Consider the following 15506-nt stretch of genomic DNA (forward strand, 5'->3'; position numbering starts at 1 on the left):
CACATGCAACGCATCAGTGAATTTTTGATAGGCCTGTTGTTTGGGGTGGGGCTCATGCTCTCGGGCATGACCGACCCTTCCAAGGTGATTGGCTTTTTGGATTTGGCGGGCCACTGGGACCCCTCGCTGGCCTTGGTCATGGCAGGCGCCGTCGGCGTGGGCGTCTTTGCCTTTGCCTGGGCCAAACGGCGCAACCATCCGGTGCTGGGTCAACACTTCGCGTGGCCTGCGTCCGAAAAGATAGACCGCCGCGTTGTGGTGGGCAGCCTGGTCTTTGGGGTGGGCTGGGGTTTGGCTGGTTTTTGCCCTGGGCCAGCGTTGGTAACCTTGGTTTCGGGTCAAGAAAAGGCTGTGGCATTTGTGATTGCCATGATCTTTGGCATGATCGCGTACCAAAGTATTCAGCGCTTCTATCCACCCTCCTCTTCAACAGAAAGTCAGCCATGAATTCCAACTTGATCCAAGACAGCCAAGCCTTGCTCAACAGCACCGACGCCAGCACCATCGCGCCCACACGCCGCTTGGCCTTGCAGACTGCTTTGGGGCTGGGTTATGCCGCTGCGGCCATGCCCTTGATGGCACAAACCGCCATCAAAACCTCCAGCGAAGGCTTGGTGACTGGCGAGGTGGTGATAGACGTCAACGGGTTCAAGATGCCGGCCTACCGCTCGGCGCCAGCAGGCAAAACCAACCTGCCGGTGGTGCTGGTGATTTCGGAAATTTTTGGCGTGCACGAATACATCGCCGATGTGACCCGCCGTCTGGCCAAAGAAGGCTACCTGGCCATTGCCCCCGAGTTGTTCATCCGCCAGGGTGACGCCAGCAGCTACGGCGAAATTGCCAAACTGCAAGCCGAAGTCATTGCCAAAGTCCCCGATGCCCAAGTGATGGGCGACTTAGACGCCTGTGTGGCCTGGGCCGGTGGGCAAGGCGGCAACACGCAACGCATTGGCATCACTGGGTTTTGCTGGGGCGGTCGCATCACCTGGTTGTACGCACAACGCAACCCCAGCGTCAAAGCCGGTGTGGCTTGGTACGGTCGCTTGGAAGGCCAAACCAGCCCCATCAACCCCAGCCACCCCATTGAACAAGCGACCCAACTCAAAGCCCCGGTGCTGGGTTTGTATGGCGCGGCGGACACCGGCATTCCCGTGGCCTCGGTCGATCGCATGAAAGCCGCGTTGGCCCAAGCCGGGGCACAAGGCAACGCCGCCGCCAAGGCCAGCGACTTCGTGGTGTACCCAGACACCCCCCACGCGTTTCATGCCGACTACCGCGCCAGCTACCGCGCAGGCCCCGCCACCGATGGCTGGCAACGCGCGGTGGCGTGGTTCGCGAAGAACCTGTAAACCGCCTACGCCGCTACAAAGACCCGCGCCTTGCGCGGCGTCAGCACCAAGGTGTCGCCTTCGGCAAAGCCTTGGTCGTAAAACTGCGACGCTGGAATTTGCGCCTCAATGATCTGCTCTTGCGACGGGTTGTCGCCTTCCACGGCGACCAACTCCAGCCGAGCCGTTGGCCCCACCACGATGGCGCGTGTGAGCTGCGCCACGATGCCCTCGTCACCATGCGTGTAGCGGCGCACATCCAGGTCATGTGGGCGCACATACACCGAGGCTTTGGCGTCTTGCACATCGCGGTGCTCGGGACTGGCCACACGCACCGTCTGGCCTTCGATGCCAATGTGCATCTCGCCTTCATGGGCACGGCCATGAAACAAATTCACATCACCCAAAAAGCCATAGACAAACGGGCTGGCCGGGTGCTCCCACACCTGTTGGGGTGAGCCCACCTGCTCCACCTGGCCACGGTTCATCACCACCACACGGTCGGCCACTTCCAGCGCTTCTTCTTGGTCATGGGTGACGAAGATGGTGGTGACGTTCAAGTCGTCGTGCAAGCGGCGCAACCAGCGGCGCAACTCTTTGCGCACCTTGGCATCCAAAGCGCCAAAGGGTTCATCCAGCAGCAGCACCTTGGGCTCCACCGCCAAGGCGCGGGCCAGCGCAATGCGTTGGCGCTGCCCGCCTGAGAGCTGCGAGGGGTAGCGGTCGGCCAACCAATCGAGTTGCACCAGACTCAAGAGGTCGTGCACTTTTTGCTGGATCTGCGCCTCGCTTGGGCGCTCGCTGCGGGGTTTGACGCGCAGGCCAAAGGCCACGTTTTCAAACACCGTCATGTGGCGAAACAGCGCGTAGTGCTGGAACACAAACCCCACTTGGCGCTCACGCACGTGCACGTGGGTGGTGTCTTCGCCACTGAACAAAATCGTGCCGCGATCGGCCGTCTCTAAACCCGCAATGATGCGCAGCAAGGTGGTCTTGCCACAGCCCGAGGGGCCGAGCAAGGCGATCAGCTCGCCCGAGCCAATGTCCAGGCTGACGTCGCCCAGCGCTTGGAAGTCGCCAAACTGCTTGTGGATGTTTCTGATTTCAATGCTCATGGCTGTGTGCTCTTGGAAGAAGGGGCTAGCGCACTGGGGCGTTCAGGCGGCAAATCGGCCGAGGCTTTGAGCTCGCGTGCATGACGCCACTCCACCGTCGACTTGATGGCCAAGGTCACCAAGGCCAGCAGCGCCAACAGCGAGGCCACGGCAAACGCCGCCGCCGACTGGTATTCGTTGTACAAAATTTCCACATGCAAGGGCATGGTGTTGGTTTGCCCGCGGATATGGCCCGACACCACCGACACCGCGCCAAACTCGCCCATGGCCCGCGCGTTGCACAAGATGACGCCGTAAATCAGGCCCCACTTGATGTTGGGCAGCGTCACATGCCAAAAGGTTTGCCAGCCAGTGGCCCCGAGCACGATGGCCGCTTGCTCTTCGTCGTTGCCTTGGGCTTGCATGAGCGGAATCAACTCACGCGCGATGAACGGAAAAGTCACAAACACCGTGGCCAACACAATGCCCGGCACCGCAAAAATAATTTTGATGTCATGCGCTTGCAACCAAGGGCCAAACCAACCCTGGGCACCAAACATCAAGACATAAATCAAACCCGCCACCACCGGCGACACCGAGAACGGCAAATCCACCAAGGTGGTCAAAAACGCCTTGCCCGGAAATTCGTATTTGGCAATCGCCCAAGCCGCTGCCACGCCAAACACCAAGTTCAAAGGCACGGCGACCAAGGCGGTGAGAAAGGTCAAGCGGATGGCCGACCACGCATCGGGCTCTTGCAGCGCTTGCCAGTACACGTCCACCCCCTTGCGCAAGGCTTCGGTGAACACCGCCGCCAGGGGCAAGACCAAGAACAAAAACATGAAGCACAGCGCCAGGGCAATCAAACTCCAGCGCACCCAAGCGGGCTCGGTGGTGCCAGCACGCTGGGCTTTGGCCGTCAATGCGTTGGCCGACGTGTTCAACACGGCACTCATGCGGGTGCTCCGGTGTGTCGGCGCTGCCACGCTTGCAAGGCATTGATGACCAGCAACAACACAAACGAGATCACCAGCATCACCACCGCCACCGCAGTGGCACCCGCGTAGTCGTACTGTTCCAGCTTGCCGATGATGATGAGTGGCGTGATCTCCGACACCATGGGCATGTTGCCCGCAATGAAAATGACCGAGCCGTACTCGCCAATGGCGCGCGCAAAGGCCATGGCAAAGCCCGTCAACAAGGCCGGCGCGATGGACGGAAAAATCACCCGACTGAAAATTTGCCAGCGCGTGGCGCCCAGGCACGTGGCGGCTTCTTCCAGTTCTTTTTCGGCATCTTCCAACACCGGCTGCACCGTGCGCACCACAAACGGCAAGCCAATGAAGATCAAGGCAATCACCACCCCGTTGGGGTTGAACGCCAACTGAATGCCCAGCGGTTCAAGGTACTGACCGATCCAGCCGTTGCCCGCCAGCAAAGCCGTCAGCGAAATACCCGCCACCGCGGTGGGCAGTGCAAACGGCAAGTCCACCAAAGCATCCACCACCTTCTTGCCAAAGAAGTTGTAACGCACCAGCACCCACGCCACCAGCAAGCCAAACACCACATTCACCAAAGCCGCCACCAGCGACGCACCAAAGGTCAAGCGGTACGAAGCCATCACACGCGGGCCGGTGACAGCAGCCCAAAACTGCTCCCACGTGAGCGTGAAAGTTTTGAAGATCAAGGCCGACAAAGGAATCAGCACGATCAAGCAGAGGTAGGTGATCGTGAACCCTAGGGTGATGTTGAACCCCGGCAGCACGCGCGCAGGGCGGTGCCGCTGTGGCAAAGAAAAGAGTGCCATGCCTGCTTACTTCACCGTGTAAATTTTGTCGAACTGGCCACCGTCGTTGAAGTGCACTTTCTGCGCCTCAGCCAAGGAGCCGAAATACTCACTCACCGGCACCAACTGGATGGGCTTGAAGGTGGCGGCATATTTCTTCAACAAAGCCGCAGAGCGTGGGCGCAGGGCATGCTTGGCCGCAATCTCTTGCGCTTCGTCGGAGTAGAGGTAGTCCAAATAAGCTTTGGCCAATTCACCGGTGCCCTTTTTGGCCACAGTGCGTTCAACCACCGCCACTGGGTTCTCAGCCACGATGCTCACGCTGGGGTGCACAGCATCGACCTTGCCCGTGCCGAACTCGCGGTCAACCGAGATCACCTCAGATTCAAACGTCACCAACACATCGCCGATGTTGCGTTGCAAGAAGATGGTGGTGGCATCGCGTCCGCCTTTGGCCAAGACCGGCACGTTTTTGAACAGCTTGCCAACAAACTCCGCTGCCTGCGCATCGGTGCCGCCCTTCTTGCGTGCATAGGCCCACGCCGCCAGATACGCCATGCGGCCGTTGCCGCCGGTTTTGGGGTTGACGATGATCACCTGCACACCCGGTTTGATCAGATCGTCCCAATCCTTGATGCCTTTGGGGTTGCCGTTACGCGTCAAAAACAGCATGGTGGACGTGGTGGGCGACGCGTTGTTGGAAAAGCGCTTGGCCCAGTCTTTGGCCACCACACCGTTGTTGGCCAAAAACTCAATGTCGGTGGTGGTGTTCATGGTCACCACATCGGCGTCGAGGCCATCGTTGACGGCACGCGCTTGCGCGCTGGAGCCACCATGGGCTTGGTCGATCTTGACGTCTTTGCCGGTGGTCTTTTTGTAATGGGCCACAAAGGCCGCGTTGTAGTCTTTGTAAAACTCGCGCGCTACGTCGTACGAGGCATTCAACAAAGTTTGTGCTGAGGCCCACGACGTGAGGGTCAGCAGCGCCAGCGCACAGGTGGTGCGAATCAGTTTTTTCATACGGTTTGAAGGTGAAGAGGAGAAACAGAAGCGCTCACACTGCCCGGCGCATTCAACGCCAAAGGCTTGCCCACCAAGGACTGCAACAGCGCAAGCCCCAGCGGCCAGTCGCCAAAACCCGACTCGACGTTGATGTGGCCGGCGTTTTGCAAACGCACGAATTCGCTGCCCCACGAACGGGCATAAGCGCCCGCTGTGCGGACCGAGCAATACGGGTCGTTGCTGCTGGCCACCAACACACTGCGATAAGGCAAGGGCTGATAAGGCACGGGGGCAAAGTCCACCAAGGGCGCACGACGCTCTGGATCAGCCGGGGCCACCAGCAAAGCACCTTGCACACGTGAGGTCACCTCGGGTGGCAAATGCGTGATGGCAATGCAGCCCAGGCTGTGCCCCACCAACACCACCGGGCCAGCTTGTGCCAGCACGGTGTGGGCAATGCTGCGCACCCAGGCGCTGCGGGTGGGTTGCATCCAATCGTCTTGCTGTACCCGAATAGCATGCGTCAAGCCGTCGGCCCACAGGCTTTGCCAGTGGCCGGGGCCTGAATCGCGCCAACCGGGCACGATGATGAGTGTGGGAGAAGAAGACATGGCCTGCATTGTGCGAGGCCAGTCTCTGATCAACAACGAATCAATTGTTGTTTGCTTATGCCCAACTTCGTATATAAAAGTCAGCCACACCCATCCAATCAAGACCATGAACCCCCATCCCCTCAAAGTCGCTCTCTTGCAAATGCGCGCCAGTACAGAAGTAGCGGTCAACATCGCGGCAGTGCAATTGGGCTTTCAGCAAGCTGCGCGCGACAACGCCGCTTTGTTGGTCACGCCAGAAATGACGTCGGCGCTCGACCGCCGTCCCGGTGCCTTATTGGCGAAAGCTCACACGCAAGAAGACGACCCTTCTTTGAAAATTTTTTGTAACCTCGCGCGTCAGTACCAGATGGATGTGTTGATTGGCTCCATGGCCATCCAAGTCGAAGCGAAACGACTGGCGAATCGGAGTTTTTTCATCAGCAAAGAAGGCCTCGTGGTGGCGCACTACGACAAGATCCACTTGTTCGATGTGAACTTAGGCGAAGGTGAGCGCTATCAAGAATCTGCGCGCTTTGTGGCAGGCCAAGAAGCGGTGCTGGTCAAAGGCGCGGACTACGCGTTGGGCATGACGGTGTGCTACGACCTGCGCTTTCCACAGCTCTACCACGACCTGGCGCTTGCGGGCGCAGACATCTTGGCCGTGCCCTCTGCCTTCACCGTACCCACGGGTCAGGCGCATTGGCACACGCTGCTGCGCGCACGCGCCATCGAAACAGGTTGTTTTGTGCTGGCTCCGGCACAGCACGGCCAGCATGAAGATGGGCGCACCACCTATGGTCACTCGCTGGTGGTCAATCCGTGGGGTGAGGTGATTGCCGAAAAACCCGAAGGCACGGGCGTGTTGATGGCAGAGCTCGATTTATCCCAAGTCCAGCAAGCGCGCCACAAGCTGCCTAGCTTGCAGCACACGCGTCCCTACCAACTGAAAACCATCGAGATTTGATGGTCAAAAATCGTCGCCTTTGAGGGCATCAATTCTCAAGAAGCACTTTTTCGCATAGGCCAGCAGCTGTGGATCGGTGGGATGGTCCACCGTCTCGACGCCCAAGATTTTTTGGGCCACATGTGGGTCATGGTGGTGCACATGCTTGATGAGTTCCAGCTTGGCAGACCCCGGCCCCACCACCAATATCTCTTTGGCCTCTGCGATGCATGTCACCACTTCATGCAAATAGCTCTGGCTGGTTTCAGCTTTGCCGCTTCCCAAGGTTCCCCGGTGGTGGTGCAGGTGCGCTTCTTTCGAGTTGGTTTTGATTTTTTCCAACGTGCTGTTGTCCGCATTGAAATGGATGATGTGGGCTTCGTGGTGATCGATCCAAACGACGGCATGGTTAAACGACATAAGTTCTCCTGTTGAGTTTTGAGTGTCTTGCCAATTCACTGCCACGTGGTTGCGTCATATCAAGCAAGTCGCAAGTATCTGCAACAACCACGTGTTGCACTGTGCGTTCGCGCACGCCCATCCATTGAGTACGAACAGGCTTGGGTATACGATGAAAGACATCTGTTTCACCCTTAAGGTCCGCCATGAATTCCATCACCCTCTTTGTCTCTGTTGTGTTGGCGGGCATCGGCTTGGCGCTGACGGCCTTGGGTCAACACAACATCGGACTGTTCTTTTTCGGCCTGGCGGGTTTGGTGTTTCTTTCGCTCAAGATGGCCAACACCTGGGAAAAGTTTGTGGTTCTTCGAGCCGGTAAGTTGCATGGTGTCAAAGGGCCTGGCTTGTTTTTCATCATCCCTTTCATCGACGACATCGTGGCCATCATCGATGAACGCATTCAAACCACGGCCTTCAACGCAGAGCAGGCTTTGACCAAAGACACCGTGCCGGTGAATGTCGATGCCATTATTTTTTGGCATGTCCACGATGCCGAATACGCCGCCCTGGCCATCACCGATTACCAACAAGCCATTGACCGTGTGGCGCAAACATCGTTGCGTGAAATGATTGGCAGCTCTATGCTCTCCGCGCTTTTGTCTGACAGAAAAACAGCGGACCAACACCTGTGTGAAACGATTGGGCAAAAAACCCAGGAATGGGGCATCACCGTGAGCGCGGTTGAAATTCGCGATGTTGCGATTCCTGAGGCCTTGCAAGACGCCATGTCGCGCCAAGCCCAGGCCGAGCGCGAAAAACAAGCACGCATCATCTTGGGCACGTCCGAGGCAGAAATCGCCGCCAAGTTTGTCGAGGCCGCCAAAATTTACGCCGAGCAACCCGGTGCCATGCAACTGCGTGCGATGAACATCATTTACGAAACCACCAAAGAGCGTGGAGCCACCATCTTGATCCCCAGCGCCATGGTTGACAGCATGAACCCCACCGACGTCGCCGCAGTGGCCATGGGCCTGGCCCGTCAAGCGCCAACAGCTGAAAAATAAATAGCCCCAACGGATCTGCGCGTGGTCCCCTGAGACTTTCTGGCACGACATGGTTTGACAGACAATGCGCAGTCCTTTTCTCACGCTGGAGCATCCATGACACGCCCTCTGATTCACACCTCTTTGCGCACCTGGCTGGCCATGGCTGCGCTGGGCCTGTGCTTGTCGCAAGCCTGGGCAGGCAAAACACTGGACGCGGTGAAACAACGCGGCCAAGTGGTGTGCGGGGTGAACACGGGCTTGGCGGGCTTTGGGGCCGCCGACAGCCAAGGCAAGTGGAGTGGCATGGACGTGGACGTGTGCCGCGCTGTGGCCGCTGCGGTGCTGGCTGACGCCAACAAAGTGCGGTTTGTGCCCCTGTCCGCCCCGCAGCGCTTCACCGCTCTGCAATCGGGCGAGGTGGATGTGCTGTCACGCAACACCAGCTTCACACTCACGCGCGATGCGTCGCTGGGCCTGCACCAAACCGCCGTGACGTTTTACGACGGCCAAGCCTTCATGGTGCCTGCTAAAGCCAACCTCAAGAGCGCCAAGCAACTCAAAGGGGCCACGGTGTGCGTGCAATCAGGCACCACCACCGAAAAAAACCTGAGCGACTTTTCGCGCGCCAACAAGCTCGACCTCAAACCCGTGGTGTTTGAAAAATTTGACGCGGCCAACGCGGCCTACTTTGCGGGGCGCTGCAAGGCCTACACCACCGATGCTTCGGGCCTGGCCGCAATCCGCGCCAAAGAAGCCAAGACTCCCAAAGACCATGTGATCTTGCCGGAGCTGATTTCCAAAGAACCGCTGGGCCCCTTGGTGCGCCGCGGTGACGATGAATGGCTGGCGATTGTGAAGTGGACCGTCTACGGCTTGATCGAAGCCGAAGAAGTGGGCATCACCACCGCCAACCTGGAGAGTCTCAAAACCGAGAGCACCGACCCGGTGGTGCTGCGCCTGCTCGGCAAGTCCGACGACACCGGCAAGCTGCTGGGGCTCGACCGCGACTGGTTGGCGCGTGCCATCACCGCTGTGGGCAACTATGGTGAGATGTTCGAGCGTCACCTGGGTGAAAAAACGCCACTCGCCTTGAAGCGCGGCCTCAACGCCCAGTGGAACAAAGGTGGCTTGCAATACGCCATTCCGATTCGTTGAGGCTACGAAGGGCTTAGGGGCTTAGGGGCTTGGGTGCGTTGACCGGCTCAGGCCAAGTAGTCGTGCACCACCTCACCCAAGGCCAAGGTCAGGTCTGCCACAAAATGCAAACTCGACACCACCTGCAACACCGGCAGCTCAGACACTGGTGCCAGGGCATGGGGATACAAGGCCAGTGAACCGGGGCCGCTCCAAGCCCCGTGCAACCTGACCTCGGTGGTGTGGTAGCGCACCAGTTCACAAATGCGCGGTGTGCCGTCGACATGCGGAATGATCTTCAGCAAAAAATTAGGCGCTGCGAGTGAGGCCAACACAGAGGCGGCATCCGCCTCTTGGTGCTTGAACCCCATGGTGGCTTGCGCAATGCGCACCAAGCCATAGTCCAAGGTGCCAACCAGCGTGTCGATCTCGGTATGCAGCTTGGGACTGGCCAGCTTTTTAGGAAAGCCCCACAGCTCGCGCCCACCGGCAATGGGTGGGTGGTCGTTGAGGTACATGGCGTGGGCGTAAGACCCGCGCGTGCCGTTCCAGCGCACAGGAATCACTTGGCCCGCTTCGGTGTAATGGCCAAAGCCAGTCGAATCGGGCATGCGAATGAATTCAAACTTCACCAGGGGTTCTTCGATTTCCAAGGGTTCGGGCACCACCGCACGCAGCGCTTCCATGTCGGTGCGGTAGGTGATGACCAAAAACTCCCGTTGGGTGAAGCGGTAGGGGCCACGCGGAAAGGCCGGGCTGGTCAGCGGCATGGCAAAGGCATGGGCCTTGATGTCTTGGATGTTCATGACAGCATGGCCTCGCGCAACGCCATGGGAGCTTCGCTAAAAATGCGCGCGTCCATGAGCTTGAGTTCAGGCGAGATGCAGGGTCGAAACGCCATGCGGGCCAAGATGTCGCGCTCCAAATCGACGCCTGGCGCGATCTCGATCAACTCGGGGCCGGCTGCCGTCAAGCGAAAGACACAGCGCTCGGTCACATACAACACCGACTGTTGACGCGCCACCGCATCGCTGCCGTTGAAGGTGATTTGCTCGACGGCTGTAACAAACTTTTTGACCTCGGCTTCGTGTGTGATCGTCAACTGGCCGCCCACCACCTGCGCCACCAAATGCCCTGCGCCAAAGGTGCCGACAAACACCACCCGCTGGGTGTTTTGGCTGATGCTGATGAACCCACCCGCGCCAGCCAGATGCCCGTTGAATCGGCTCACGTTCACATGGCCCTTGGCGTCCACTTGTGCCAGTCCGAGAAATGCAATATCGAGTCCACCGCCATCGTAAAAATCAAACTGGTAGGGTTGATCCAACACGGCCTGGGCGTTGGTGGCCGCACCAAAACTCAAACCGCTGGCAGGCAGCCCACCCACCACGCCGGGCTCTGCCGTCAGGGTCATCAGGTCGACCATGTGTTCTTCTGCCGCAATGTCTGCCAGGCACTCTGGAATGCCCACCCCCAGATTGACGATGTCATGGGCGCGCAGCTCCAGCGCGGCGCGCCGGGCCATGATCTTGCGCACGTTCAAGGGCGTTGCCACATGGGCCATCGGTGGCGCCAGCAGCTCGCCAGAATACACGGGGCTGTAGGGCTCGGCAAAGGTCTGCATGTGGTGCTCGGGCTTTTCTGCCAGCACCACATAGTCCACCAAAATACCGGGAATGCGCACCTGGCGTGACGGCAGAGAGCCGGCCTTGACCAGCCGCTCCACCTGCATGATGACGATGCCGCCTGCGTTGTGCGTGGCCATGGCAATGGCCAAAGTGTCCAGGGTGAGCGCCTCTCGCTCCATGCTGGTGTTGCCATCCTCATCGGCAGACGTGCCACGCAGCAAACAGGCGTGAATGGGAAAAGTTTTGTAGTGCAAATACTCCGAACCATTGATGTGCAGCACATCGACCAGCGCACGCAGGCTACAGGCATTGACGCGGCCACCGCCTTGGCGCGGGTCGACAAAAGTGCCCAAGCCCACCTGCGTGATCAGCCCAGGTCGGTGCGCCGCGATGTCGCGAAACAACTGGCTGATCACACCCTGCGGCAGGTTGTAGGCCTCGATCTGATTGGTCAGCGCCAACTGTTGCAGCTTGGGTGCCAAGCCCCAGTGGCCGCCAATCACGCACTGCAACAACCCCGCATGCGCGAGGTGGTTCAGGCCACGGTCTTTGCCATCGCCCTGGCCACCGGCATACACCAGGGTCAGGCCACGGGGACTACCGGGCGGCGACAAGGGGTCTTGCCCCAAAAAGCGTTGCTCCAGCGCGATGGCCAAGCCTTCAGGAAAACCAATGCCAATGAAACCACCGGTGGCCAAGGTGGCACCGTGGGGAATGAGGCGCACCGCCTCTGCGGCCGTCACCACTTTGCTGGCAGGGATGGTGCGGACTCTGGCATCGGCGTGTCGCATGAGGTTGGGGCTCTTTCTGGGTGTGGGCACATCATCGCGACGCGGCATGGCCATGTCTGTGGGGTGGCGAACGGATGAAAAAGTTTGTGCCGTGCATCATCAGCACATGACTTTTTCTATGCTCAAAAACAAAGTGGCCCTCGTCACCGGCGCGTCCTCAGGCATTGGCCGTGCCATTGCTTTGGTGCTGTCGCGCGAGGGTGCCCAGATCGTCGTGTCAGACCTGAACATGCCGCTTGCAGAAGAAACTGCCACGCTGATTCGGGCGCAAGGCGGTGAGGCATGGGCGGTGACCAGCGATGCTGGCATTGCCCACGCCTGCCACCAACTGGTGCGTGACACCCTGGCGCGCTTTGGCCAACTCGACATTGCCTGCAATTGCGCCGGCATTGGTGGCCCGAGCGCATTGACAGCCGACTATCCGCTAGACGGCTGGGATCGGGTGATTCAGACCAACCTCAGCGGCGTCTTCTATGGCATGCAAGCGCAGATTGCCGCCATGCTGCCTCGGGGCCAAGGCACCATCATCAACATCGCCTCGGTGCTGGGTGCCGTAGGCGGGCCGCGCGCTCCGGCCTATGTGGCGGCCAAGCATGGCGTCATCGGACTGACCCAAACGGCGGCGTGGGAATACGGCGCTTCGGGCTTGCGCATCAATGCGGTGGGACCGGGCTACATCCACACCCCCATGTTGGAGGCGCTGGAGAACGACCCACCCGCCTATGCGGCGTTGCTGGCCGCACACGCTTTGGGCCGCTTGGGTCGCCCGCAAGAAGTGGCTGAGCTGGTGGCCTGGTTGGCCTCTGACCGGGCATCGTTCGTGACCGGCGCTTTTTACCCGGTAGATGGTGGTTATCTGGCGCGCTGATGCCGCACGGCGATAGGGGCAACACACCACAAGGACCCTCTGTGAACAAACGCATACTTTTACTTTTGTGCCTGCTGCACGGGCTGTCATGGGGGCAAGTTGCCACAGCCATTGAAGAGCCGAGCTACGAAGTGCTTTCGGCAGAAGGCCCCTTCGAGGTTCGGCGCTACGCCCCCGTCCTGATTGCAGAGACGGTGGTGGACGGCGACATTGTGGAAGCCTCCAACCGAAGCTTTCGACTGATCGCCGACTTCATCTTTGAAAATAACCCGCTGGCTGAATCGGAGCGTGCAGCAAAAATTGCCTTGACCGTGCCGGTGATCGTGGAGCCCCTCACAACAACAACCCATGTGCTGAGTGCGAGCAAATGGCGCATCAAATTTGTGATCTCCAGCCCATACACATCACCCCCGATTCCTGAGCCCAAGGACATGGCGGTCAGCCTGAGAGAAGTTCCAAGCAAGTACTTTGTGGTCCTCAAGCACTCTGGCTTGAAAAACTCAGCCGAACTTGAAAAGAAAACGAATGAGGCCATTCAATGGGCCACGCAACGATCACTCAAAGTCATCGCAACACCTCAAACATCCAACCGTGATCTGCCCTGGACGCTTCCCATGGTGAGAAGCAATGCGATCCTGATTGAGGTCTCTAATCCCTGACATTTGGGCCGCGCCTAAGTTGGATAAGGGTGGCATGGGTGTCATGACTAAGGGAGGCAGCCAAGGGTGGCGTGCAACGCCACTATCATGCAGCGTCATCGCATGCAACCACCTCCCCTCTCACCCCGCCCCATGCACTGGAACAGCCGCCGCACCCGCGCCCTGATTTACCAAGCCGCACTCATTGCCGTGTTGCTGGGTGTGGTGGGCTGGTTGCTCAGCAACACGCTCACCAACATGCGTGCGCGTGGCATTCAAAGCGGGTTTGATTTTTTGTGGGACACCGCAGGCTTTGACATTGGCGAGTCGGTGATTCCCTTTGACGCCACCCAGCCCTACTGGCAGGCGTTTGTGGTGGGCTTGCTCAACACCTTGCGCGTGTCGCTGATAGGCGTCGTCGCTTGCACGCTGTGGGGCACGCTGTTGGGTATCGGACGCTTGTCTGGCAATGCCCTGGCGCGAGGCCTGTGCTATGCCTACACCGAGCTGTTTCGCAACATCCCCTTGTTGCTGCAACTCTTCATGTGGTACGTGCTGTTGGTGGAATGGATGCCTGACAGTGACACACCGCTGCATGTGGCCGACCTGCTGTTTTTGAGCAAGAGCGGCCTGACCCTGCCCTGGCTGGTGCACCTGGATGGCCGCTGGCTGTGGGACTTGCCCATCTGGCAAGACGGCAACGTGCTGGGCGGTGCCAGCCTGAGCCCCGAGTTTTTAGCGCTGACTTGGGGCCTGACCTTGTACACCTCAGCCTTCGTGGCCGAGGTGGTGCGCGCAGGCCTGCTGTCGGTGCCCCAAGGGCAAACCGAGGCCGCGCGCAGTGTGGGCCTGTCGCCGTGGCTGACCTTGCGGTTGGTGGTGCTGCCACAGGCCATGCGCCTGATCGTGCCGCCCATGACCAACCAGTACCTCAACCTCATCAAAAACTCGTCGCTCGCCGTGGCCATTGGCTACCCCGACTTGGTGAACATCTCCAACACCGCGCTCAACCAGACTGGTCGTGCCGTGGAGTGCATTGCCTTGGTGATGGCGGTGTACCTGAGCTTGTCGCTGCTGACCGCCGCGCTGATGAACGCCTACAACCGCCGCGTGGCGCTGAAAGAACGGTGATGGCGCAGCCTGCTGAACTGATCGCCGCACGCACCCCGCCCGCCCGACACGGCGGCCTGTGGGCCTGGTGCCAGCGCCACCTGTGGGGCACGCGCGGCAACGCGGTGGTGTCTGTGGTGCTGATCGCCTGGCTGGCGTGGTGCGTGCCACCCGCTATGGAGTGGGGCCTGTGGCACGCGGTGTTTCGCCCCGATGCCGACAGCTGCCAAGCCGTGCGCGGCAGCGGCGCCTGCTGGGGCGTGGTGGCTGAAAAATACCGCTTGATCCTGTTGGGCCGCTACCCGTTTGAGGAACAGTGGCGCCCGGTGTTGGCCACGCTGGCTTTGGTGTTGTTGCTGGTGCTCAGCTGTGTGCCGGCGTGCTGGAAGCGTGGTTTGGCTCTGGCATGGGCCGGCGTGTGGCTGCTGTTTTTTGGCTTGATGGGTGGCGGCAATTGGTGGGGCGTGCCCACGGGCTTGAGCGCCGTGTCGACCGACCAGTGGGGCGGCCTGCCGCTGACTTTGATGCTGGCCAGCTTGTCCATCGGCCTGGCGTTTCCGCTGGGGGTGCTGGTGGCGCTGGGGCGGCAAAGCCAGATGCCCGCCATTCGCAGTGTGTGCATCACCTACATCGAGTTGGTACGCGGCGTGCCGCTGATCTCGGTGTTGTTCATGGCCAGCTTCATGTTTCCGCTGCTCATGCCCACAGGCACCTCACCCGATGTGCTGCTGCGGGTGTTGGTGGGCATCACCTTGTTCTCGGGGGCGTACACCGCTGAAATTGTGCGCGGCGGCTTGCAAGCCATTCCACGGGGGCAGCTGGAAGCCGCGGCCACACTGGGCCTGGGCTATTGGCAAACGCAACGCTTGGTGGTGTTGCCGCAAGCCCTGGCGCATGTGGTGCCGGGCCTGATGAACAACTTCATCGCCATCTTCAAAGACACATCGCTGGTGACCATCGTGAGCTTGTACGAGCTGTCGGGTTCACTCGGGCTGGCGGTGCAAGGCGACCCGAACTGGCGGCCTTTCAAGATCGAAGGCTACCTGTTCATCACGCTGATTTACTTTGTGTTTTGCTTGAGCCTGTCGCGCTACAGCCTGTGGGTTGAACGCCAGGTGTCACACCGTTGACCCCCAAGGAGTGCCC

Annotated in this window: 17 protein-coding genes; 9 read left to right on the forward strand and 8 right to left on the reverse strand. The window is 59.7% G+C overall.

Annotation, left to right across the window (positions count from 1 at the left end; all coding sequences use genetic code 11):
• Positions 1–3 precede the first annotated feature (3 nt).
• Both B9Z39_RS14945 and B9Z39_RS14950 read left to right on the forward strand, forming a co-directional pair.
• The gene (locus B9Z39_RS14945; RefSeq protein ID WP_108302263.1) at positions 4–447 is read left to right on the forward strand and encodes a YeeE/YedE family protein; all 444 of its coding nucleotides are present in this window, start codon (positions 4–6) and stop codon (positions 445–447) included.
• Positions 444–1349: a dienelactone hydrolase family protein gene (locus B9Z39_RS14950; RefSeq protein WP_108302264.1), complete on the forward strand. Its 906-nt coding sequence runs from the start codon at positions 444–446 to the stop codon at positions 1347–1349. The genes B9Z39_RS14945 and B9Z39_RS14950 overlap by 4 nt, the downstream gene beginning before the upstream one ends.
• Before the next feature lie 5 nt (positions 1350–1354).
• Here the strand turns inward: B9Z39_RS14950 and B9Z39_RS14955 are convergent, their stop codons facing one another.
• From B9Z39_RS14955 to B9Z39_RS14975, 5 genes are read right to left on the reverse strand one after another with little or no spacing between them, the layout of a single operon-like run.
• The gene (locus tag B9Z39_RS14955; RefSeq protein WP_108302265.1) at positions 1355–2443 is read right to left on the reverse strand and encodes a sulfate/molybdate ABC transporter ATP-binding protein; all 1089 of its coding nucleotides are present in this window, start codon (positions 2441–2443) and stop codon (positions 1355–1357) included.
• Positions 2440–3378 (reverse strand): sulfate ABC transporter permease subunit CysW, encoded by a 939-nt coding sequence (gene cysW / locus B9Z39_RS14960; RefSeq protein WP_108302266.1) that lies wholly within the window; start codon positions 3376–3378, stop codon positions 2440–2442. The genes B9Z39_RS14955 and cysW overlap by 4 nt, the downstream gene beginning before the upstream one ends.
• Positions 3375–4229, reverse strand: a complete 855-nt coding sequence (gene cysT / locus B9Z39_RS14965; RefSeq protein ID WP_108302267.1) for a sulfate ABC transporter permease subunit CysT — start codon at positions 4227–4229, stop codon at positions 3375–3377. The genes cysW and cysT overlap by 4 nt, the downstream gene beginning before the upstream one ends.
• A 6-nt stretch (positions 4230–4235) precedes the next feature.
• Positions 4236–5228 carry a sulfate ABC transporter substrate-binding protein gene (locus tag B9Z39_RS14970; RefSeq protein WP_108302268.1) on the reverse strand — a complete coding sequence of 331 codons (993 nt, stop codon included), beginning with the start codon at positions 5226–5228 and terminating at the stop codon, positions 4236–4238.
• Positions 5225–5821, reverse strand: a complete 597-nt coding sequence (locus B9Z39_RS14975; protein ID WP_108302351.1) for an alpha/beta hydrolase — start codon at positions 5819–5821, stop codon at positions 5225–5227. Before B9Z39_RS14975 ends, B9Z39_RS14970 begins: the two co-directional genes overlap by 4 nt.
• Positions 5822–5927: 106 nt before the next feature.
• Here B9Z39_RS14975 and B9Z39_RS14980 point away from each other — a divergent pair, with 106 nt between their 5' ends.
• Positions 5928–6767, forward strand: coding sequence for a carbon-nitrogen hydrolase family protein (locus tag B9Z39_RS14980; RefSeq protein WP_108302269.1), 840 nt, complete (start codon positions 5928–5930; stop codon positions 6765–6767).
• 3 nt (positions 6768–6770) lie between these two features.
• On the opposite strand, the gene B9Z39_RS14985 is transcribed toward B9Z39_RS14980, so the two are convergent.
• On the reverse strand, positions 6771–7166 hold the full coding sequence (locus tag B9Z39_RS14985) for a translational machinery protein (protein WP_108302270.1): 396 nt from the start codon (positions 7164–7166) through the stop codon (positions 6771–6773).
• A 185-nt stretch (positions 7167–7351) separates the two neighbouring features.
• Between B9Z39_RS14985 and B9Z39_RS14990 the strand changes: the two genes are divergently transcribed.
• Together B9Z39_RS14990 and B9Z39_RS14995 are read left to right on the forward strand one after the other, a co-directional pair.
• Complete coding sequence (locus B9Z39_RS14990) at positions 7352–8209, forward strand: slipin family protein (protein WP_108302271.1); 858 nt, start codon at positions 7352–7354, stop codon at positions 8207–8209.
• A 96-nt stretch (positions 8210–8305) separates the two neighbouring features.
• Complete coding sequence (locus B9Z39_RS14995) at positions 8306–9346, forward strand: amino acid ABC transporter substrate-binding protein (protein WP_108302272.1); 1041 nt, start codon at positions 8306–8308, stop codon at positions 9344–9346.
• A gap of 47 nt (positions 9347–9393) precedes the next feature.
• On the opposite strand, the gene B9Z39_RS15000 is transcribed toward B9Z39_RS14995, so the two are convergent.
• Together B9Z39_RS15000 and B9Z39_RS15005 are read right to left on the reverse strand one after the other, a co-directional pair.
• Positions 9394–10131 carry an acetoacetate decarboxylase gene (locus B9Z39_RS15000; RefSeq protein ID WP_108302273.1) on the reverse strand — a complete coding sequence of 246 codons (738 nt, stop codon included), beginning with the start codon at positions 10129–10131 and terminating at the stop codon, positions 9394–9396.
• Entirely contained in the window at positions 10128–11744 is a 1617-nt protein-coding gene (locus B9Z39_RS15005) for an acyl CoA:acetate/3-ketoacid CoA transferase (RefSeq protein ID WP_108302353.1), read from the reverse strand. The genes B9Z39_RS15000 and B9Z39_RS15005 overlap by 4 nt, the downstream gene beginning before the upstream one ends.
• 106 nt (positions 11745–11850) lie before the next feature.
• On the opposite strand from B9Z39_RS15005, the gene B9Z39_RS15010 reads away from it, so the two are divergent.
• The 4 genes from B9Z39_RS15010 (at position 11851) to B9Z39_RS15025 (ending at position 15490) form a co-directional block, all read left to right on the forward strand.
• Positions 11851–12612, forward strand: a complete 762-nt coding sequence (locus tag B9Z39_RS15010; RefSeq protein ID WP_233249028.1) for an SDR family NAD(P)-dependent oxidoreductase — start codon at positions 11851–11853, stop codon at positions 12610–12612.
• A 41-nt stretch (positions 12613–12653) separates the two neighbouring features.
• Positions 12654–13271: a heme-binding protein gene (locus B9Z39_RS15015; RefSeq protein WP_158269515.1), complete on the forward strand. Its 618-nt coding sequence runs from the start codon at positions 12654–12656 to the stop codon at positions 13269–13271.
• An 84-nt stretch (positions 13272–13355) separates the two neighbouring features.
• A complete protein-coding gene (locus B9Z39_RS15020) occupies positions 13356–14381 on the forward strand; it encodes an amino acid ABC transporter permease (protein WP_369908144.1) in 1026 nt (341 codons plus the stop codon).
• On the forward strand, positions 14381–15490 hold the full coding sequence (locus B9Z39_RS15025) for an amino acid ABC transporter permease (RefSeq protein ID WP_108302277.1): 1110 nt from the start codon (positions 14381–14383) through the stop codon (positions 15488–15490). Before B9Z39_RS15020 ends, B9Z39_RS15025 begins: the two co-directional genes overlap by 1 nt.
• Positions 15491–15506: the final 16 nt, after the last annotated feature.

The organism is Limnohabitans sp. JirII-29 (genome assembly GCF_003063395.1).
In the GTDB taxonomy this organism is placed as follows: domain Bacteria; phylum Pseudomonadota; class Gammaproteobacteria; order Burkholderiales; family Burkholderiaceae_C; genus Limnohabitans.